At 66.5% G+C, this 19678-nt stretch carries 18 protein-coding genes; 13 read left to right on the top strand and 5 right to left on the bottom strand.

Annotated features, from left to right (window positions below; translation table 11 throughout):
* The 3 genes from aroE (at window position 1) to corA (ending at window position 2672) form a co-directional block, all read left to right on the top strand.
* Complete coding sequence (gene aroE / locus ACY65G_RS15240; protein ID WP_464998168.1) at window positions 1–825, top strand: shikimate dehydrogenase; 825 nt, start codon at window positions 1–3, stop codon at window positions 823–825.
* Entirely contained in the window at window positions 825–1556 is a 732-nt protein-coding gene (mtgA, locus tag ACY65G_RS15245; RefSeq protein WP_464998375.1) for a monofunctional biosynthetic peptidoglycan transglycosylase, read from the top strand. Before aroE ends, mtgA begins: the two co-directional genes overlap by 1 nt.
* Window positions 1557–1706: 150 nt before the next feature.
* Complete coding sequence (corA, locus tag ACY65G_RS15250) at window positions 1707–2672, top strand: magnesium/cobalt transporter CorA (RefSeq protein ID WP_464998169.1); 966 nt, start codon at window positions 1707–1709, stop codon at window positions 2670–2672.
* A 47-nt stretch (window positions 2673–2719) separates the two neighbouring features.
* Here the strand turns inward: corA and ACY65G_RS15255 are convergent, their stop codons facing one another.
* The 3 genes from ACY65G_RS15255 to thiD all read right to left on the bottom strand — a co-directional run bounded on the left by ACY65G_RS15255 (window position 2720) and on the right by thiD (window position 5579).
* Window positions 2720–3163, bottom strand: coding sequence for a hypothetical protein (locus ACY65G_RS15255; RefSeq protein WP_464998170.1), 444 nt, complete (start codon window positions 3161–3163; stop codon window positions 2720–2722).
* Between the two features lie 281 nt (window positions 3164–3444).
* A complete protein-coding gene (gene hemL / locus ACY65G_RS15260; RefSeq protein WP_464998171.1) occupies window positions 3445–4731 on the bottom strand; it encodes a glutamate-1-semialdehyde 2,1-aminomutase in 1287 nt (428 codons plus the stop codon).
* Entirely contained in the window at window positions 4728–5579 is an 852-nt protein-coding gene (thiD, locus tag ACY65G_RS15265) for a bifunctional hydroxymethylpyrimidine kinase/phosphomethylpyrimidine kinase (protein ID WP_464998172.1), read from the bottom strand. The genes hemL and thiD overlap by 4 nt, the downstream gene beginning before the upstream one ends.
* A 119-nt stretch (window positions 5580–5698) precedes the next feature.
* Here thiD and ACY65G_RS15270 point away from each other — a divergent pair, with 119 nt between their 5' ends.
* The 7 genes from ACY65G_RS15270 (at window position 5699) to ACY65G_RS15300 (ending at window position 16078) form a co-directional block, all read left to right on the top strand.
* Entirely contained in the window at window positions 5699–5851 is a 153-nt protein-coding gene (locus tag ACY65G_RS15270) for a rubredoxin (RefSeq protein ID WP_130190434.1), read from the top strand.
* A 286-nt stretch (window positions 5852–6137) separates the two neighbouring features.
* Window positions 6138–6569, top strand: coding sequence for a response regulator (locus ACY65G_RS15275; RefSeq protein ID WP_464998173.1), 432 nt, complete (start codon window positions 6138–6140; stop codon window positions 6567–6569).
* Window positions 6548–6913: a response regulator transcription factor gene (locus ACY65G_RS15280; RefSeq protein WP_464998174.1), complete on the top strand. Its 366-nt coding sequence runs from the start codon at window positions 6548–6550 to the stop codon at window positions 6911–6913. Before ACY65G_RS15275 ends, ACY65G_RS15280 begins: the two co-directional genes overlap by 22 nt.
* Window positions 6913–7464, top strand: coding sequence for a chemotaxis protein CheW (locus ACY65G_RS15285; protein WP_464998175.1), 552 nt, complete (start codon window positions 6913–6915; stop codon window positions 7462–7464). Before ACY65G_RS15280 ends, ACY65G_RS15285 begins: the two co-directional genes overlap by 1 nt.
* A gap of 17 nt (window positions 7465–7481) precedes the next feature.
* Window positions 7482–9764 carry a methyl-accepting chemotaxis protein gene (locus tag ACY65G_RS15290; protein ID WP_464998176.1) on the top strand — a complete coding sequence of 761 codons (2283 nt, stop codon included), beginning with the start codon at window positions 7482–7484 and terminating at the stop codon, window positions 9762–9764.
* A gap of 11 nt (window positions 9765–9775) precedes the next feature.
* Window positions 9776–15466: a hybrid sensor histidine kinase/response regulator gene (locus ACY65G_RS15295; protein WP_464998177.1), complete on the top strand. Its 5691-nt coding sequence runs from the start codon at window positions 9776–9778 to the stop codon at window positions 15464–15466.
* A gap of 180 nt (window positions 15467–15646) precedes the next feature.
* Window positions 15647–16078 (top strand): hypothetical protein, encoded by a 432-nt coding sequence (locus tag ACY65G_RS15300; RefSeq protein WP_464998178.1) that lies wholly within the window; start codon window positions 15647–15649, stop codon window positions 16076–16078.
* Between the two features lie 35 nt (window positions 16079–16113).
* Here the strand turns inward: ACY65G_RS15300 and ACY65G_RS15305 are convergent, their stop codons facing one another.
* Window positions 16114–16317, bottom strand: coding sequence for a hypothetical protein (locus tag ACY65G_RS15305; protein WP_464998179.1), 204 nt, complete (start codon window positions 16315–16317; stop codon window positions 16114–16116).
* Window positions 16318–16488: 171 nt separating this feature from the next.
* Entirely contained in the window at window positions 16489–17925 is a 1437-nt protein-coding gene (locus tag ACY65G_RS15310) for a cryptochrome/photolyase family protein (protein ID WP_464998180.1), read from the bottom strand.
* A gap of 160 nt (window positions 17926–18085) precedes the next feature.
* Between ACY65G_RS15310 and ACY65G_RS15315 the strand changes: the two genes are divergently transcribed.
* Genes ACY65G_RS15315 through pyrR form a run of 3 tightly spaced genes read left to right on the top strand, consistent with a single transcriptional unit; the run spans window position 18086 to window position 19675 of the window.
* Window positions 18086–18751: a YqgE/AlgH family protein gene (locus tag ACY65G_RS15315; protein WP_464998181.1), complete on the top strand. Its 666-nt coding sequence runs from the start codon at window positions 18086–18088 to the stop codon at window positions 18749–18751.
* Window positions 18744–19151: a Holliday junction resolvase RuvX gene (gene ruvX, locus ACY65G_RS15320; protein ID WP_464998182.1), complete on the top strand. Its 408-nt coding sequence runs from the start codon at window positions 18744–18746 to the stop codon at window positions 19149–19151. The genes ACY65G_RS15315 and ruvX overlap by 8 nt, the downstream gene beginning before the upstream one ends.
* A 2-nt stretch (window positions 19152–19153) precedes the next feature.
* Window positions 19154–19675, top strand: coding sequence for a bifunctional pyr operon transcriptional regulator/uracil phosphoribosyltransferase PyrR (pyrR, locus tag ACY65G_RS15325; protein ID WP_464998183.1), 522 nt, complete (start codon window positions 19154–19156; stop codon window positions 19673–19675).
* Window positions 19676–19678: the final 3 nt, after the last annotated feature.

Raw genomic sequence — 19678 nt, forward strand, 5'->3', positions numbered from 1 at the left:
ATGGACCGCACTTTTGTCGACAAGTACTGCGTCTTCGGCAACCCGATCGCCCACAGCAAATCGCCCGACATCCACGCCGCGTTCGCGGCCGCGACGGGCCAGCAGCTGACCTATGAAAAGCGCCTGGCGCCGCTGGACGCCTTTGCACAAGCAGTGCAGGCGTTCATCGCCGAAGGCGGCAAGGGGGCCAATGTGACCGTGCCGTTCAAGCTGGAGGCCTATCGGCTGGCCAATGCATTGACGGTGCGTGCGCAGGCCGCGGGCGCCGTCAACACGCTGCTCTTCGACGAGCACGGCATCACCGGCGACAACACCGACGGCGCCGGCCTCGTGGCGGACATCACCGTCAATGCCGGCGTGCCCATCGCCGGCAAGCGCGTGCTGCTGCTCGGGGCCGGCGGGGCCGCGCGCGGCGCCGTGCTGCCGATCCTCGAGCACCGCCCGGCGGCGCTGGCGATCGCCAACCGCACGGTCGCCACCGCCGAAGCGCTGGTGCAGCAGTTCGCACCGCTGGGGGGCGAAGGTGTCGTGTCCGCGTGCGGCTTCGCCGGCATCGCCGGCAGTTTCGATATCGTCATCAATGCCACGTCGGCCAGCCTGCAGGCCGACCTGCCGCCCGTTCCCGCATCCGTATTCAAGGAAGGCACGCTGGCGCTGGACATGATGTACGCGAAAGAGCCGACCGTGTTCATGCAGTTCGCCGCCGGCCATGGCGCCATCGTGCGCGACGGGCTGGGCATGCTGGTGGAGCAGGCCGCCGAAGCGTTCCATGGCTGGCGCGGCGTGCGCCCGGCCACGGCGGAGGTGCTGGCGAAGCTGCGATGATGACCCGGGCGACGAAGGTGAACAAGGTAACCAGGGCTCCCGGGCGCCATGCCTGGATCAAGTGGGTATTCATCATTCCCGTCGCACTGTTCATCGCGGTGCAGCTGTATTTCCTCGCGCAGATCTGGTGGTGGCGCGACCATGAGCCGGGCATGACGGCATTCATGCGCCAGCAGCTGTCGGTCATGCAGGAGAAGAACCCGGATGCGAAGATCGTGCAGAAATGGGTGCCGTACGAGCGCATATCGACGAACCTGAAGCGGGCCATCATCGCTTCCGAGGATGCGAATTTTTCCGACCACGATGGCGTGGACTGGGAAGCGCTGGAAAAGGCTTACGAGCGCAATGAAAAGCGCAAGAAGGTCACGCACGGCGGTTCGACCATCACACAGCAGCTGGCGAAGAACCTGTTCCTGTCCGGCTCGCGCAGTTACCTGCGCAAGGGCCAGGAGCTGATCATCGCCTACATGCTGGAAACGGTGCTGGACAAGCGCCGCATCTTCGAGATCTACCTGAACGTCGTCGAATTCGGCCGCGGCGTGTATGGCGCCGAAGCGGCGGCGCGCCATTACTACAAGGTGCCGGCGTCGAAACTGGGCGCGTCGCAGGCGGCGCGGCTGGCCGTGATGCTGCCGAATCCCCGTTATTACGATGACCACCGCAACACGCGCTACCTGAACCGGCGCGCGCAGATCATCCTGCGGCGCATGGGTTCGGCCGAGCTGCCGTGAATTTCGCAGCATAATTACCGCAACTACTGGTTCCGCCTGTAAAAAGTGGTCCTGCGGTCTGGTCCCGCCGGGGGCTTTGCCTGTACACTTGCGCTGTTTTATTTTTTGCTTCTCGCAAGTATCCAGAATGCCAGTCGGCTGAGAGTGCCTATGATTAATGTCTTCGTTCTACAAAATGGCCGGCTGAATCAGGTTCCCATCGAAACGCGCGAAGACCTTGAAAAAGTGGCACCTGTCTGGGTCGACCTGACCGATCCGGAAGACGACGAGCGTGCCTGGGTCAAGGCGATCTACGGCGTGACCTTGCCGGGCGAGGACGAAGTCAAGGACATCGAAGCCTCGGCCCGCTACTACGAAGCCGAAAACGGCGACCTGCACCTGCGCACGGATTTCCTGCTGGAAGAAGACGATGGCCCGTCGCGCGTCGTCACCGTGGCCTTCATCCTGGCCCGCAAGATGCTGTTCTCCGTCCACACGGACGACCTGCCCGTGTTCCGCCTGGTGCGCATGCGCGCCCGCTCGCGCCCCGGGTCGATCGCCGACTACATGGACGTGCTGCTGGACCTGTACGCCACCGACGCCGAATACTCGGCCGATGCGCTGGAAGGGATCTACCAGAACCTGGAAGAGGTGTCGTTCCGCGTGCTGCAGGAAGAGTTCACCGACAAGGACGCGGCCGACGCGCTGTCGGCGATCGCCCACGAGGAAGACTTGAACGGCCGCATCCGCCGCAACATGATGGACACGCGGCGCGCGGTCAGCTTCCTGATGCGTGGTCGCCTGCTCAATTCCGAGCAGTTCGAGGAGGCGCGGCAGATCCTGCGCGACATCGAGTCGCTCGATGGCCACACGTCCTTCCTGTTCGACAAGATCAACTTCTTGATGGATGCCACCGTCGGCTTCATCAACATCAACCAGAACAAGATCATCAAGATCTTCTCGGTGGCCAGCGTGGGCTTCCTGCCGCCGACGCTGATCGCCAGCGTGTACGGCATGAACTTCAACTTCATGCCGGAACTGAACTGGACGTTCGGCTATCCGTGGGCATGGGGCCTGATGATCACGAGCGCCATCGCGCCATTCCTGTATTTCCGGCACCGGGGCTGGTTGAAATAAGCGTGTACAAAAAAGCGGCCGAGGCCGCTTTTTTCATCCGGCTTGCCTTACGCGCCGTGGGTTGAAACGCCCGCCGGCAGAACGGCAGCTGTTTCCTTTTTGTTCTGCAGGTTCAGGAAGATGTTGGCCGTCATGGCCAGGATCGATACCGCGGCGGAAATCTCCGAGATCACCAGCGCGGGCAGGATTTTCACGTCCCCGGTCAGCAGCACGTAGGCGAGCGAACCCATCATGAGCGGCAGTGCCAGGTTCAGCAGCCAGAAATGGATGCGCGCCAGCCTGGTGGTGCCCGTTTGCGGGAAGACTGTATAGATGAGCCCGGAAATGGCCAGGGTCGCCCAGCCCAGCAGGTTGACGTGCGCATGGATCGGCCGCAACGTGAAGTCCTGGCTGGCGCCCATGCCGATGCCGATGGCCACGCCGACCACGAGGTAGAGTACGGCCAGCTTGATCCAGACGATGCCGGGCTGTGACTGCTCCTGTCGACCCATGATGACTCTCCTTTCGATCTTGTGAAGCAGCGAATTGTAAAGATCGAATGTCATCGATTTGTAGGGAGATTGTCGGGTAAGAATTTTCAGAATTCGCCATGTTCGCAGAATGGCCCACTGAAACATTGCTCGAAAAATGGGGTACGGGAGGAGTACGGGCCTGCAGGCCAGTACCGCTGCGCCGGCAAGGAGTGATACTCCTTGAAACCCCGGCTACGCCCCCATTTTTCAGGCAACAAAAAAGGCGGTCACCCGCCCTTTTTGTATTGCTTCGACGCTGCTTACTTCAGCCGCGCAAACACCCGCCGTGCCGCCTCGATGGTTTCGTCGATGACCGCGTCATCATGAGCCGCCGAGACAAATCCGGCTTCGAACGCGGCGGGCGCGAAATACACGCCTTCATCGAGCATCGCGTGGAAGAATTCGTTGAACTTCGCGCGGTCGCCGGCCATCATCTCGGCATAGTTGCGCGGCGGCTCGGCGCTGAAATACAGGCCGAACATGCCGCCTTCGTAGTCGGCGCAGAACGTGACGCCTTCCTGGAACGCGGCATCGGTCAGGCCCTCGGCCAGGCGTTTCGCGGTGGCGGTGAGGCGCTCGTAGAAGCCCGGTTCCTGGATCAGTTTCAGCGTGGCCATGCCGGCGGCGACGGCGATCGGGTTGCCGGACAACGTGCCGGCCTGGTAGACGGCGCCAACCGGCGACATATTGCCCATCAACGCGGCGCTGCCGCCGAAGGCCGCCACGGGCAGGCCGCCGCCGATGACCTTGCCGAGCGCGGTGAGGTCGGGCTTGATGTCGTACAGGGCCTGGGCGCCGGCCAGGCCGACGCGGAAGCCGCACATCACTTCATCGAAGATCAGCAGCGCGCCATGGCGCGTGCACAGGTCGCGCAGCGCCTGCAGGAACTCGGGCGACGCCTTGATCAGGTTCATGTTGCCGGCTACGGGCTCGACGATCACGCAGGCGATCTCGTCGCCATACTCGTCGAACGCTTCCTCGACCCCGGTCACGTCGTTATAGTCCAGCACGAGCGTGTGCTTGACGAAATCTTCGGGCACGCCGGCCGACGTGGGGTTGCCGAACGTGAGCAGGCCGCTGCCGGCTTTCACCAGCAGCGAATCGGCGTGGCCGTGGTAGCAGCCTTCGAACTTGACGATCTTGTCGCGGCCCGTGGCGCCGCGCGCCAGGCGCAGCGCGCTCATCGTGGCCTCGGTGCCGGACGACACCAGGCGCACCTGCTCGATCGACGGCACGATGCGGGCGATTTCCTCCGCCATTTCCACTTCGCCCTGGGTCGGCGCGCCGAACGACAGGCCGCGCGTGGCCGCATCCTGCACCGCCTTCACTACCTGCGGGTGGGCATGCCCGACGATGGCCGGGCCCCAGGATCCGATATAGTCGATGTAGCGCTTGCCGTCGGCATCCCAGAAATACGGGCCCTCGGCGCGGGTGATGAAGCGCGGGGTGCCGCCCACGGAGCGGAAGGCGCGCACCGGCGAGTTGACGCCGCCGGGCGTGGTCTTCTGCGCGCGTTCGAACAGCACATCGTTTTGCGAAATCGTCATTGCTTATCCTTTATCGGTTTCTCCGCCACCGCATGGAAGCGGTTCGGCACCAGCCTGCCCATGCCATAGCGTTGGGCATGGCGCAGGGCGCCGAAAGTATATTGCTGGGCAAGGTCGACGGCTTGCGGCAGCGGCAGGCCGCGCGCCATGTAGGCAGTGATCGCACCGGACAGTACACAGCCCGCGCCGACGAACGGGCCGGGCAGGTGGTGCCAGCGGTCATGCCGGATCACGCCGCCGTCGCCGTACAGCGTATTGGCGCGCAGGCCCGACTCGGCACGCGAGGTGCCGGCCGGGGTACCCGTCACCAGCACGTATTCGCAGCCCAGGTCGATCAGGTGCTGTGCATCGTCGCCCATCGTTTCGCCGTTCGACAGGTCGCGCCACGTTTCCGCCATGCGCCCCAGTTCCACCTGCGACAGCATCAGCAGCGTGGCCTGCGGCACCAGCAGCTGGCGCAGCACGGTAAGCAGTTCCTCGGGATCGGTCTGTTCGGACAGCGGCGGCAGTTGCGAACCGAACGGGTCGAGGATCAGCGGGGCGTCCGGATAATCGGACACCACTTCGGCGATCGACGAGATGTGCTCCATCTGGTCGACCGCGCCGATCTTGAATGCCGCCACGTGAACGTCTTCCAGCACCACGCGGGCCTGGTCGGACACCCAGTCCGGTTCCACGTGCTGCTGTTCCTCCACGCGGGCGCTGTCGCCGATGAGCAGGGCAGTGGTCACGGACAGGCCCTGGCATCCGAGCGCGGCGAACACGCCGATGTCGGAATGCACGCCCACTGCGCCGATCGGATCGGCCACGCCGAAAGTCAGGATGAGGGGTGATGTTTGGTTTTGCACGGCCAGTAGATTAAGATACCCGATTCAGCATTTTACTTGATTGAAGGTGGCAGAACGTGAGCAGCAATAATGTAGAAAATAGCGCCCGGCAAAATGCCGGCGGCGAGTTCAAAAGCTGGATGTGCCTGATTTGCGGCTGGATCTATGACGAAGAAGCGGGGCTGCCCGAAGAAGGCATCGCGCCGGGAACGCGCTGGGAGGATGTGCCGATGAACTGGACTTGCCCGGAGTGCGGGGCCCGCAAGGACGACTTCGAAATGGTCGCGCTGTAGTAGGACCTCGATCAACCTATTGCGCGACGCTGTGGTGAGACCTCGATAAACCTATTGCGCGGCGCCGCATGCTGGTCTGCGATGCTCGTCGTACTAAAGTACGACTGCGCGTCTCAACCAGATGCGACACCGCTCATTACGGTTTCTCGAGGCCCCGAGACGTCCGTAGGAAAAGCGGATCGTTGCCGATAGCGGTTGTGCGAACGTTCTCTTTTCTTTTGGAATTTACTGTCCGCCCTCTCATTTTTCGCTGTGCTATCGTAGTGGAAATGGGTGGACACAATATATGACGACAACGCCGCAAGCGAACGGTTTGACCATCATGGTGATCGATGACAGCAGTACGATCCGCCGGTCGGCCGAGATCTTCCTGGGCGGGGCCGGGTATCACGTGGTGCTGGCCGAGGATGGCTTCGATGCGCTGGCCAAGATCGTCGATCACCAGCCCGCCCTGATCTTCTGTGACATCCTGATGCCCCGGCTGGACGGTTACCAGACCTGCGCGCTGATCAAGAAAAGCGCGAAATTCCATGCCACGCCCGTGCTGATGCTGTCGTCCAGGGATGGCCTGTTCGACCGTGCGCGCGGCGCGATGGTCGGCTCGGCCGCCTACCTTACCAAACCCTTCAGCAAGGACAGCCTGCTGGCCGCGGTGCGCGAGCACGCCGGTCCCGGCCGTCATAACGAGAGCACCCCATGGCCATCCACCGCATCCTGATCGTCGACGATTCGCCGACCGAACGTTATTACCTGTCCGATATCCTGGCCCGCAACGGCTACGAGGTATCGACCGCCGAGAGCGGCGAAGAGGCGCTGGCGCGCATCCGCACGGACCAGCCGGAACTGATCCTGATGGATGTCGTGATGCCGGGCGCGAATGGCTTCCAGGTCACCCGCTCGATCGCCCGCGACCCCGCGCTGCAGCATGTGCCAGTGATCATCTGCTCGTCGAAGAACCAGGAAACCGACCGTATCTGGGGTTTGCGCCAGGGCGCCAAGGATTACCTCGTCAAGCCCGTCAGCGCAGCCGAGCTGCTGTCGAAGATCGCAGCGCTGGGCTGATGGCGGACGCGGAACACGATACCGGCGAGCGCCGCAGCCGGCTGCGCCAGTATCAGGCGCAATTGCTGGAGCGTATGCAGGCGGCGCAGGGCGCCGGCGCCGCGGCGGCCCGCGAGCTGGGCGTGCTGGTCGGCGCGCGCCACTGCCTGCTGGACCTCACGCAGGTCGGCGAAATCGTGCCGTTCCAGTCCGCCACACCGGTGCCGTTGACCCGGCCGTGGTACCGGGGCCTGGCCAATGTACGCGGCAACCTGGTCGGCGTGGTGGACCTGGCCGCCTACCTGGGCGATGAGGAAACGGCCACCGGCCCGGAGTCCCGGTTGCTGACGTTCGCCGCCGGCATCGGCTTGCCGTGCGCGCTGCTGGCGCACCGCGTGCTGGGCTTGCGCCGGCTGGCCGACATGCGCGCCGATGGCAGCGACGCGGCGGCCCCGGGCTGGTGCGCCGAACGGCATGTCGACGGCGATGGCCAACCCTGGACCCGGCTGGACCTGGCGCTGCTGGTGCGCGAACCCGGCTTCCTGCAGGTGGACCTGGGGGCCGGCGCCTAGCCGGGAGAGCACTTACCATGCGATTCAAGTTTCCACCGCGCGAACGGCCTGAGCCGCCACCCGATTCCCGCTTTGCCGACAGCATCGACTCACGGTTCGCCCACGGTAGCGCTCCGGCCGATTCCCCGCTGCGCCTGCGCGATGCGTTGCCCCGCCGTGCCGGTGCCGGAGCCGGTGCTGCAGCACAGCCCGGGCCGGCATTGCGGCTGCCGCTGATCGGCGACCTGCCGCCGCAGCGGCAGCTCAGCTATCTCGTCACCGCGCTGGCGGTCGTGCTGGCGCTGTCGGCCGGCCTGGTGGCCCTGTATGCAAGCCGGGGTGCGGCCGATGCGGCCGCCACGCAGCTGGCCGGCGATGCGCTGATGCACTCGCAGCGCATCGGCAAGGCCGCACCGAACGCCCTGCAAGGCAACGAAGACGCGTTCCGCCAGCTCGAGGAGAGCCGGCGCGAACTGGAGGGCGACCTCGCGCTGCTCGACGATGGCGGCAGCTACCGGGGCCGCGGCGTGGCCGCCGCGTCGGGCGCGCGGCAGGCGGCGATCGAGGAGGCCCGCGCGAAATGGGCCGCCACCGCGCAGGCGGCGGACACGATCGTGCGCCACCGCGGCGACCTGGCCGGCATCGACAAGTCGCTGCGCGCGCTCGATGCGCTGGCGCCCGAACTGCTGGCGCAGGCCGAAGCCATTGCAGCGCTGCGGCTGGAGCGTGGCGCGGGCTCGCGCGAGGCCGCGGCGCTGGCCCGTCTGACGATCCTCGTGCAGCGGATGAGCCTTGGCGCGGCCGAATTCGCCGCCGCCAGCGGCATCCGCTCGGAAACGGCATTCCAGCTCGGCCGCGACATCACGGCCTTCCGCACCACGGTCGAAGCGCTGCGGCAAGGCAGCGTAACGCTGGGCATCGCCGCCGTGCGCGATGCGGACGTGCGCGAACGCCTCGACGCGCTGCTGGCCGGCTTCGAGCAGTATCAGACGCAGGCCGGCAGGATTCTCGGCCGGCTCGACCGCCTGCTAGCGTCGCGCAACGCCGAGCGCCTGATCTTCAACCAGAACGAGCCGCTGCGCCAGAGCCTCGTCCGGCTGCTGGACGGCTACCGGTCCGCGCAGGAATCGCTGAACTGGACGTTCTGGCTGATGGTGGCCGGCGGCATGCTGACATTGCTGACGGGCGCCGCGATCGGGCGCGTACTGCTGCAGGATTCCCATGACCGCGCGCGCGCGGCCGAGCGCCGGCGCCAGCAGGCCGACGAGCTGCGCCAGCAGGCGCAGCGGCAGGAAGAGGAAGCAAAGGCCGCCAACGCGCAGAACCAGGCAGCGATCCTGCGCCTGATGAACGAATTGCAGGAAGTGGCCGACGGCGACCTGACGGTGCAGGCCACCGTTTCCGAGGACATCACCGGCGCCATCGCCGATTCCGTGAATTACACGGTCGAGGAATTGCGCGCCCTGGTGGGCCGCGTGACGGCGACGGCCGGGCAGGTGACGGCCGCGTCCAGCCAGGCGCAGGACACTTCCACGGCGCTGCTGGCCGCCTCGCAGGAGCAGGCGCGCGAAATCCGCGATACCAGCGCGACCGTGCTGCGCATGGCGTCCGAGATCACGCACGTGTCGACATCCGCCGCCGAGTCGGCCGATGTGGCACGCCGCTCCGTGGCGGCGGCGCGGCAGGGCGCGGCCGCCGTGCAGGATGCGATCGCCGGCATGAACGAGATCCGCGAGCAGATCCAGGAAACGAGCAAGCGCATCAAGCGCCTGGGCGAGTCGTCGCAGCAGATCGGCGAGATCACGGAACTGATCTCCGACATCACCGAGCAGACCAATGTGCTGGCGCTGAACGCGGCGATCCAGGCCGCATCGGCGGGCGAGGCGGGCCGCGGCTTTTCCGTGGTGGCCGAGGAGGTGCAGCGGCTGGCGGAACGCTCGGCCGGCAACGCCCGGCAGATCGGCGCACTGGTGCGCACCATCCAGGCCGACACGCACGATGCGGTGGCGGCCATGGAACGGTCCACGCGCGGCGTGGTCGAAGGCGCACGCTTGTCCGACGCGGCGGGCGCGGCGCTGGACGACATCGAACGCGTGTCGCACCAGCTGGCCGACCTGATTGCCGGCATGTCCCGGGCGACCGGCACGCAGGCGGCATCGGCCAGCGGCGTGGCGCAGCAGATCGGCCATATCCTGCAGGCCACGGAAGCGGCGCAGGCCGGCACGCAGCAGACGGCACAATCGGTGCACCAGCTGTCGGTGCTGGCCCAGCAACTGAAGGATTCCGTGTCGCGCTTTCGCATCGGCAACCCAACAACCTGAACACCGAGACCATGAGCGAGACCGATTACCAGACCCCCTCCTTCGATCCCGGCCCGCTGTCATGGGTCATGGGCGAGATCCGCGAAGCGCTCGGCCGCTCGCGCACGGCACTGTTCGAGGCGGGCGGGCTGGAGCCCGAAGACCAGGCCACCGCGCTGCGGCTGGCCAAGTCGCACCTGCACCAGGCGCACGGTGCGCTGCAGATGGTGGACGTGGAGGGCGTGGGCACGATCACGCAACTGGCCGAGGAAGCGCTGGACCGCTTCAAGGACGGCAGCGTGAAATGCAGCGCCGACCACGTGGCGGTGATCGGGCGGCTGTATGGCGCGCTGGTCGAATACCTGGAAGAGCTGCTGGAAGGGGCGCCCCGCCAGCCGGTGCGGCTGTTCCCATACTACGCGGCGGTGCAGCAGATGCTCGGCGCGGCGCGCGTGCACCCGGCGGACCTGTTCTTTCCCGATCTCGCCCGCGAACCGGCACTGCCTGCGGCGGATGGCGGGAAGGAAGCCGGCGATGTGGACTACGGCGCGCTGCGCCAGCGTTTCGAACGCGCGCTGCTGCCTTACCTGAAATCCGGCGATCCGGCCCAGGCCGCGCCGCTGGCCGAGGTGATCGCCGAGGTGGCCGCCAGGGTGGGCGTAACCAGGGCGGCCCCGCGCGGCCACGTGTTCTGGCTGGCGCTGCAGGCTTTCGCCGAGCTGGTGGTGCAGGGCCATGTGCCTGGCGGCGTCTACGTCAAGCAGCTGTTCGGCGCGGCCAACCTGCAGATGCGCCGGCTGGCGCAAGGCGCTCCCGAATACCCGGACACGGTGCTGCGCGATGCGCTGTTCTTCGTGGCCGCGGCCGAACCGGAACACCTGGCGCCGCTGGCCCGCGATTTGCGCACCGGCTTTGCGCTGGACGGCATGGTGCCGCCCGATTACGCGGCCGAACGTTATTGCCGCATCGACCCGGAAGCGCTGGCGCGCGCGAAGGAGGGCCTCGGCGAGGCACGCGCTGCCTGGCAGCGCATCGAGGCGGGTGACAGCGCCGCACAAACCGCGTTCGGCCAGGCCGTGGCGCTCGTGGGTGCCGCCAGCGACAAGCTGGGCATCGCGCCGCTGGCCGGCCTGATGCGGCAGCTCGCCGCCGTCGCCCAGGCCAGCCGGAGCGAGGCGCTCGGGCTGGAAATGGCCACCGCGCTGCTGTTCGCCGGCCATGGCCTGGACCAGGTGCGCCATTTGCCGGACGATTTCGCGGCCAGCGCAGCCACGATCGGCGCACGGCTCGAAGCACTGGCGGCGGGGCGGGAACCGCCGGAGCCGGCGCAATGGCAGCAGGGCCTGGAACAGCGCCTGCGGCAGGACGACACCGTGGCGGCGCTGGCGCAGCAGATGAAAGTGGCGTTGCGCGACGTGGAGCGTGCCCTGGACGAATTCGCCACCGACCCGGCGGCCAGGCCGCTACCGGCGGACCTGGATCGCGTGCTGCACCAGCTCGAGGGCGCGCTGGCGATCACCGACCAGCCGGATGCGCAGGCCGCCGTGGCACATGTGCGCCGGCAGGTGGCGGCACTTGCCGCCGGCACCGGCGTGGACGACGCGGCGCAGCTCGACCGTATCGCCCAGGACGTGGGCGCGCTGGGCTTTTTCGTCGACATGCTGGCGCAGAACGCCGCCGGCGCGCGCGAGCGTTTCGCCTTCGATGCCGCGCAGGGCACGTTCCGCGCCGTCCCGCTGCGCAAGATCGCCGGGCCGGAGTCGATCCCCGTGCTCGACGAGGAGGTGCCTGCGCCGCCAGAACCGGCACCGGCCGCCGCCATCCCGGTGGCGCCGGGCGCCAGCGACGCGGCCATCGAGGAGGAATTGCTGGAGATTTTCATCGGCGAGGCGAGGGAAGTGCTGGCCTTCGTCGATGGCCAGCTGGCCACGCCGGATGCGGGATCGCCGGACAGCCTGGCGCTGCTGCGCCGGTCGTTCCACACGCTCAAGGGCAGTGGCCGGATGGTGGGCCTGAACCAGTTCGCCGATGCCGCGGCCGCGCTCGAGAAAGTGCTGAACGCATGGCTGGCCGATGGCCGGCCCGCCAACGAAGCACTGCGCGGCTTGCTGGAATGGACCGCGGCCGAACTCAATGCCTGGGTCGGCGAACTGGTGGCAAAAGGCATTTCGCCGCGCAGCGCCGCGCCGGTGGCGGCTGCGGCCGCACGGATACTCGAAGGGCAGCCGTTCATTTCCCCCGACAACGTACCAGGCACGGAGGCGCCGGCGATCGAACCACCTCCGGACGAACCGTATGTGACCGACGAAAACGGGGCGGCTGAAGCAGCGGACGATGAAGCAGCGGTCATTGAAAACGTGGCCGACGAAGCAGCGGTCATTGAAAACGTGGCCGATGAGGCAGTAGCCGACGAACACGTGGCCGATGAAGCAGCGGTCATTGAACAAGTGGCCGATGAAGACGTGGCCGGTGAAGCGGCGTCCGATGAAAGAGTGGCCGATGCATCGCTGGCGGAATCGGGCACGGCTCCCGTGCCGGCGGAGGAAGGCATGCGCTTCGTCGGCCGCCTTGCCGTGCCGGCCCAACTGTTCGACATCTACGTGGCCGAAGCCACCGCGCTGGCCCAGGCGCTGGCGCGCGACTTCGCCACGTGGCGCCGCCAGGGCGAACTGGATCCCGAGGCGCTGCACCTGGCGCACACGCTGGCCGGCACGTCGGGCACGGTCGGCTTCAAGGCGCTGCGCGAGCTGGCCTTCGCGCTCGAGGCCACGCTGCAGGCCGCGCCGGCCACGCTGCATGATCCGGCGCATCACGACCTGTTCGATCTGGTCATCGCGCGTGCCGGCGACATGGTGGCCGGCTTCGCCGCCGGCGAGATGCCGCCCGAACAGCCGGAACTGATCGCGGCACTCGAACGGCTGCGCGACGAACTGGCCCGCGCGCATGCCGCCGGCGCAGAGCTGGAAGCGCGGCTGGATGGCATGCCGGCGGTAACCGATGTGGACGATGAGGTAGCCGAGAATGCAGCCGATGAGGTAGTTGCGAATGCAGCCAATGAGGTAGCCGAGAATGCAGCCGATGAGGTAGCCGATGAGGTAGCCGATGAGCCGGTGGATGCTCCGCTCGACGAGCTCGCCGCCCGCCTCGACACGCTGTTTGCCGATACCTATCACGCGCTGCTTGCCGACCCGCCACCGGCGCCTGAACGGGGCGCGCCGCTGCCGCTGCGACCGCAACTGGCAACGCAGGACGACTCGATCGACGACCTCTTCAACGCCGCGTTCGACGATGCGTTCGCGGCGCCGCCGGCACAGGCCGCGCAGCAGTTGTCGCCGGTGCCGCCGCCCGGGCCGGAGGCGCAGGATGAGCCGGAGGACGCCGCCACGGGCGGCGCCGATGTGCCCGATGTGCCCGATGTGCCCGATGTGCCCGATGTGCCGGAAGTGCCGGACGTGCAGATGCTGCCGCTGCCCGAACCGGAGGCGGATATCCCGACCGTGGCCGATGAACTCGATCCGGACCTGCTGCCCGTGTTCCTGGAAGAAGGGGCGGACCTGCTGCCGCAGGTGGGCGCCGCATTGCGCGCCTGGCAGCATGCGCCGGCCGACACCGCTCATCCGGCCACGCTGCAGCGGGTGCTGCACACGCTCAAGGGCAGCGCACGGATGGCCGGCGCGATGCGCCTGGGCCAGCATGCGCACGAGATGGAAACGCATGTCGAGGGCATGGACACGCCGGAACCGGCGGCGTTCGAAGGCTTGCTGGCCCATTACGATCATGCGCTGCTGCTGTTCGACCAGTTGCAGCATCCGCCCGTGACGCAGGGGGCCGCGGTCGCGACCGTGCCGGCCGATACCGAAGCGGCTGCCGTCCAGGCACCGCTGGTGCGCGTGCGCGCCGACATCCTGGATCGCCTCGTCAACCAGGCCGGCGAGGTGGCGATCACCCGCTCGCGGCTGGAGAACGAAGTGGGCGCGCTGCGCACCGCGCTGGCGGACTTCGGGGACAGTCTCGGCAAGCTGCGCGGGCAATTGCGCGAGGTGGAGATGCAGGCCGAATCACAGCTGAGTTCACAGCTGAGTTCACAACTGAATTCGCAGCTGACTTCGCGGAACACATCGCGGCAACCGGCGTCGGGCGAGCGGGAATTCGACCCGCTCGAATTCGACCGCTACACGCGCCTGCAGGAATTGACGCGGATGATGGCCGAAAGCGTCGACGACGTGGCGTCGTTCCACATCGGGATGCTGCGTTCGGTCGACAGCGCCAGCGACGACCTGGCCCAGCAGGCGCGCATGACGCGCGAATTGCAGCGCGACCTGCTGCGGGTGCGCATGGTGCCGTTCGCCAGCATCGCCGAGCGCCTGTACCGCGTGGCGCGGCAGGGTGCCAAGGAGATGGACAAGCGCGTCAACCTCGATATCCGCGGCGGTTCCGTCGACATGGATCGCGGCGTGCTGGAACGCATGGCCGCGCCGTTCGAACACCTGCTGCGCAATGCAATCGTGCATGGCATCGAGGCGCGGGAAGCCCGTGCCGCCGCCGGCAAGCCGGAAACCGGCGAAGTGGTGGTGCAGGCCAGCCAGCAGGGCAACGAGATCGTGCTGGAATTCTCCGACGACGGGGCCGGACTGGACCTGGAACGCATCCGTGCCCGGGCGCGCGAGCGGGGGCTGCTGGCGCAGGAGCAGGATGCCGACGATGCGCAGGTGGCGAACCTGATCTTCGAGCCCGGCTTTTCCACGGCCGACGCCCTGACGGAACTGGCCGGCCGTGGCGTGGGCATGGACGTGGTGCGTGCGGAAACGCAGGCGCTGGGCGGCCGCATCGACACGCAGACGGCGCCGGGGCAGGGCACGCGCTTCACGATCCACCTGCCGCTGACACTTGCCGTTACCCAGGTCGTGCTGCTGGCCGCCGGTGGCCGTACCCATGCGGTGCCGGCCGCGCTGGTGGAACAGGTGCTGCAGGTGAAGGCCGCGGCACTGGACGAAGCGGGCGGGCGTGTCGACGTGGCCGGCCAGCCGCTGCCGCTGCACTACCTGCCCGCGCTGCTGGGCGACGCCCGCGCGAAGCCGCTGGCGCAGCGCTCCGTGCCGGTGCTGGTGCTGCGTGCCGGCACCGACCGCCTGGCGCTGCGTGCCGACGAGGTGCTCGGCAACCGCGAAGTGGTCGTCAAGAACACCGGCCCGCAACTGGCACGCGTGCCCGGCATCGCCGGTGCCACCGTGCTGGGCTCCGGCGAGATCGTGCTGATCCTGAACCCGGTCGTGCTGGCCCAGCAGATGGCGCAACATCCCGAGTTGCACGCGCCGGTGCCGGTCGTGCATGCGGCGGGCGGCACCATCATGGTCGTCGACGATTCGCTTACCGTGCGCAAGGTGACGCAGCGGCTGCTGGAGCGCGAGGGCTACACGGTGCTGCTGGCCAAGGATGGCGTCGACGCGCTCGAACAGATCGCCACCCGCCAGCCGGAGCTGATGCTGGTCGATATCGAAATGCCGCGCATGGATGGCTTCGACCTGGTGCGCCACGTGCGCGCCGATCCCGCCACGAGCGAGATCCCGATCATCATGATCACGTCGCGCAGCGCGGACAAGCACCGCAACCTGGCGCTGCAACTGGGCGTCAACGCGTATTTCGGCAAGCCTTACCAGCAGGCCGTGCTGCTGGGGGCGATTGCCGGCCTGCTGCCGGCGCGGGGGGAGTCGGGCGAGCGGTGACATGGCGTCTGTCATTGCGACATGTCATTTGCCATCCTTGGGGTGTCGTATGGGATAATGCAAACCGACTTTTACTCAAATGCCGCCTGCACGATGTGCCGGCTGGCCGACGTAAATGATGAGGAATGCGCAAGCCCATCATGCTGCCGAGTACTTGCGCCGGAAGGGAAGCTGGTGCTCATGGACGAGGAATACAAAGCCTGCCGACGCAAGAACTATGTTCACGCCGCCTATGTCGAAGCCGCCATTCACATCAACAAGGTGCTGGGCTCCGACCGCGCGTACTGGATACTGCTCCGCGAAAATGTGCCCGCGACGGTCATCGAGCGGATCATCAAGGGCAAGGATGGCAGGCTGCGGCGGAAGGATCGCCGCTATGCCACCCGCCGCGCAACGATCACCGGGGCCGATCAGGATCCCCTGTCCGATGACCAGCGCGCGGACCAGTTGACGTCGCAGCGCATCGAGGTGGCGCTGGTCTTCCAGTCGATGCTGGGTACGGATGCCGCGGCGGAATACCTGCGCAATGCCGGGATTCCCATCTGGATAACGGCCCGGGTGCTTGGCTCCGCAAAACGGCGACCCGCGCCGGCGCTGGTTGTCGACCGATGATCGGATGAGCGTGGCAGGTGGCGGTCTGATACAGGTCAGAAGGTGTGATCCGAGCCATGGCTGTCCCGCCAATGCATGGCTCGTCGTTCCGAAGCACTGCCCGACAACACTCTTTCGATCACGTCGCGCGGCACTTCGCCCGATGACAGCAGCGCTCGCGCATAGGAGAGGTGAAAGACCTCCTTCAGGATGATCGCAGCATCGACCAGCGCTGCGAGTCCGGCATCCTGGCGTATCATTTTGTGCTCCGGTTAAAAACCGTGCACCAAGACCGACGGTTACTCCCTTGTAACGGGAAATACGGCCGGCTCGTTGACATCCGGTTCGTTGACATCCGGTTCGTTGACCTATTCATCACGCATTTGCATGTCCACCGGCTCGACAGCGGCCACCGCCGTGCAGCCTGCCGGTCAGCCGCGCGCTTTCACCACTTCGAACCGCTCCAGCGTGCGCTGCCGTGCTTCGGCGTGGTCGACGATGGGCGCCGGATAGCCGTCCGCACCGCCGTGCAGCCATGGCGCATGGATCTCTTTCGCCGATAAATCCGCCAGCTGCGGCACGAACTTCCGGATGAATTCGCCATCGCGGTCGAACCGCTCGGACTGCGTGACCGGATTGAAGATCCGGAAGAACGGCTGGGCATCGCAGCCGCTCGAGGCGGCCCACTGCCAGCCGCCATTGTTCGACGCCAGCTCGTAATCGTTCAGCTTCAGTGCGAAATAGGCTTCGCCGCGCCGCCAGTCGATACCCAGGTCCTTGCACAGGAAGCTGGCCGTCACCATGCGCAGCCGGTTGTGCATGAAGCCGGTCGTATTGATCTGCGCCATCGCGGCGTCGACCAGCGGGTAGCCGGTGCGGCCCTCGCACCAGGCGGCGAACAGTTCGTCGGCTGCCGGTCCGGTTTCCCAGTCGACCTTGTCGTACACGGGCTTGAACGACGTGCCCACCACGTGCGGGTTATGGAACAGGATCATCTGGTAGAAGTCACGCCAGACGAGTTCGGACAGCCATGTGGCGCCGCCTTCGCCCGCCTGGCCGCGGGCCGACAGTTGCTGGACGGTGCGCACGAGGTGGCGGATCGACACGGTGCCGAACCGCAGGTGCAGCGACAGATGCGAGGTGCCGTCGCGCGCCGGGTAGTCGCGCGCGGTGCCATAGTCGGCCAGTTGCGGCCCGAAGGCGTCGAACAGCGCGCTGCCGCCGGCCATGCCGGGCGTCACGCCGACGTCCGCCAGGCCGGCGCCATCGAAGCCGATGGCCTCCAGCGGCAGCAATTGCGACTTGCCGGCAGCGAACGCTGCCGCATGCGGCTCGATGTGCCACGGCGCGAGCGCATCCGGCTGTGCTTCCAGCCGCTTCATCCATGCCTTCTTGTAGGGCGTGAACACGCCAAGCGGCTTGCCCGCCTGCGAGAGCACTTCGCTCTTTGCAAAGATCACGTGGTCCTTGAACAGTCTCAATGCCCGGTCATCCGCCTCCAGGGCCCTGGCCACGGCATCGTCGCGGGCGATGGCGGCCGGATCGTAGTCCTCGTTCGTATACACGGCTGCAACGCCAAGCGCGGCAGCCAGTGCCGGGATTTCGGTGCGGGCGTCGCCGTGGCGGACGAGCAGGTGGCCACCCAGCGCCTCCAGTTCGCCCGCCAGTTCCGCCAGCGAGGCGTGGATGAAGGCGACGCGGCGGTCGTTGCGCGGTAAACCTGCAAGGATCGGACTGTCGAAGATGAAGGCACAATGGACGGGGGCACCGGCCAGCAGGGCATGGTGCAGGGCAGCATGGTCGAAGACGCGCAGGTCGCGTCGAAACCACACCAGGGTGCCGCGGGTTTCGGAATTGCTCTGGGGCATGTTCAAGGTCAAGTCGGAAGTGGGATTATTGCTTACTATCAGTTTACGGGGCGCCACCGTCGTTTGGTGGCCGTTCCGGCAATTCATAGTAAACTGTCGATGTGGCGCGCGTTTCCGCACGTCATTAACTACTACAACAGTCCAGCAAAGAGAGCAGCTTATGAAGAAGAGCAAAGTGAGCAAACCGCTACCTGCGCCCGGGCTGTTACAGGAAAGCGAGTCACCGCTGCACAAGATGGAATCGAAGGAAACGTCCGCGACGCCAGCGCTGAACCTGGCAAATCATTTCCTGATCGCCATGCCGTCGATGCAGGATCCCGTGTTCGGCGGCGCCGTCGTGTATGTCTGCGAGCACAATGAAAACGGCGTGCTCGGCGTCATCATCAACAAGGCGACCGACATGACGATGGACGTGCTGTTCGAGCGTATCGAGCTCGAGGTCACGGCCGCGAACGACCAGATGACGAGAAAGCCCATCATGCTCGGCGGTCCCGTGCAGGACGACCGCGGCTTCGTGCTGCATACGCCCGGCGCGCGCTATTCGTCGTCGCTGACGGTGACGGAAGAGGTGGCGTTCACCACGTCGATCGACGTGCTGGAAGCCGTCGCCAAGGGTATCGGCCCGCAGCGCATGCTGGTGTCGATCGGTTACTCGGGCTGGAGCCCGGGCCAGCTCGAGGATGAAATCAGCCGCAACGGCTGGCTGACCGTGAATGCCGATCCGGCCGTGCTGTTCGAGGTGCCGATCGAGGAACGCTACGTGGCCGCGATGAAACTGCTGGGCATCGATCCATTGATGCTCACTTCCGAAGCGGGCCATGCATAGTTCGGGCAATGCGCCGGAAACCTTGTTCGGCTTCGACTTCGGCATCAAACGTATCGGTGTAGCGATGGGAAACACGATGATCGGCCAGGCGAGCCCGCTGGCCGTCATCAAGTCCATCGACAATCAATCCCGCTTCGCGGAAATCAAGACCCTGATCGACAAGTGGGGCCCGACGAAATTCGTCGTCGGGCTGCCGCTGCATCCGGACGGCGCCGAGCACGAGATGACGGCCCGTTGCCGCCGCTTCGCCAACCAGCTGCATGGCCGCTTCAGCATTCCCGTCGAGCTCGTCGATGAACGCTATTCCTCCGCCGTGCTGTCCCAGAAGCGGGGCGAGGTGATCGACGACCGCGCGGCGGCCGTCATCCTGCAACAGTATTTCGACCAACATTCAAACTAACCATGTCCCACACTGACCCAACCTTGCTGGACGCCGAGGCGCTGTATGCTGCGCTGCTCGACCAGGTGAAGGCCGGCCTGGCCGGCGCACACGAGCCGGCGATCGTCGGCATCCACTCCGGCGGCGCCTGGATCGCCGAACGCCTTGCCCAGGATCTCGGCATGCAGGACCGCTGCGGCGTGCTCGATGTGTCGTTCTACCGCGACGATTACGCCAAGAAGGGCTTGCCTGCCGAAGTGAAACCGACCAGTATCGGTTTCGACGTGGCCGGCGCCACGATCCTGCTGGTGGACGACGTGCTGTACACGGGCCGCACCACGCGTGCCGCGATCAACGAACTGTTCGACTACGGCCGTCCGGCGCGCATCCTGCTGGCCGCGCTGGTCGACCGCGGCGGGCGCCAGTTGCCGGTGGCCGCCGACTTCGTGGCCGCGCACACGCGCGTCGCCCCCGGCGAAGCGCTGCGCCTGAAACAGGCCGAAGACCGACGGTTCCAACTCACCATCGAACACGAATCCGCGTAAATT

The organism is Pseudoduganella sp. jia 12 (assembly GCF_055502675.1).

Coding starts and splice junctions, on each gene's coding strand:
- aroE (WP_464998168.1), top strand. CDS start 1: ATGGACCGCACTTTTGTCGACAAGTACTGCGTCTTCGGCAACCCGATC.
- mtgA (WP_464998375.1), top strand. CDS start 825: ATGACCCGGGCGACGAAGGTGAACAAGGTAACCAGGGCTCCCGGGCGC.
- corA (WP_464998169.1), top strand. CDS start 1,707: ATGATTAATGTCTTCGTTCTACAAAATGGCCGGCTGAATCAGGTTCCC.
- ACY65G_RS15255 (WP_464998170.1), bottom strand. CDS start 3,163: ATGGGTCGACAGGAGCAGTCACAGCCCGGCATCGTCTGGATCAAGCTG.
- hemL (WP_464998171.1), bottom strand. CDS start 4,731: ATGACGATTTCGCAAAACGATGTGCTGTTCGAACGCGCGCAGAAGACC.
- ACY65G_RS15270 (WP_130190434.1), top strand. CDS start 5,699: ATGTGCCTGATTTGCGGCTGGATCTATGACGAAGAAGCGGGGCTGCCC.
- ACY65G_RS15275 (WP_464998173.1), top strand. CDS start 6,138: ATGACGACAACGCCGCAAGCGAACGGTTTGACCATCATGGTGATCGAT.
- ACY65G_RS15280 (WP_464998174.1), top strand. CDS start 6,548: ATGGCCATCCACCGCATCCTGATCGTCGACGATTCGCCGACCGAACGT.
- ACY65G_RS15285 (WP_464998175.1), top strand. CDS start 6,913: ATGGCGGACGCGGAACACGATACCGGCGAGCGCCGCAGCCGGCTGCGC.
- ACY65G_RS15290 (WP_464998176.1), top strand. CDS start 7,482: ATGCGATTCAAGTTTCCACCGCGCGAACGGCCTGAGCCGCCACCCGAT.
- ACY65G_RS15295 (WP_464998177.1), top strand. CDS start 9,776: ATGAGCGAGACCGATTACCAGACCCCCTCCTTCGATCCCGGCCCGCTG.
- ACY65G_RS15300 (WP_464998178.1), top strand. CDS start 15,647: ATGGACGAGGAATACAAAGCCTGCCGACGCAAGAACTATGTTCACGCC.
- ACY65G_RS15305 (WP_464998179.1), bottom strand. CDS start 16,317: ATGATACGCCAGGATGCCGGACTCGCAGCGCTGGTCGATGCTGCGATC.
- ACY65G_RS15310 (WP_464998180.1), bottom strand. CDS start 17,925: ATGCCCCAGAGCAATTCCGAAACCCGCGGCACCCTGGTGTGGTTTCGA.
- ACY65G_RS15315 (WP_464998181.1), top strand. CDS start 18,086: ATGAAGAAGAGCAAAGTGAGCAAACCGCTACCTGCGCCCGGGCTGTTA.
- ruvX (WP_464998182.1), top strand. CDS start 18,744: ATGCATAGTTCGGGCAATGCGCCGGAAACCTTGTTCGGCTTCGACTTC.
- pyrR (WP_464998183.1), top strand. CDS start 19,154: ATGTCCCACACTGACCCAACCTTGCTGGACGCCGAGGCGCTGTATGCT.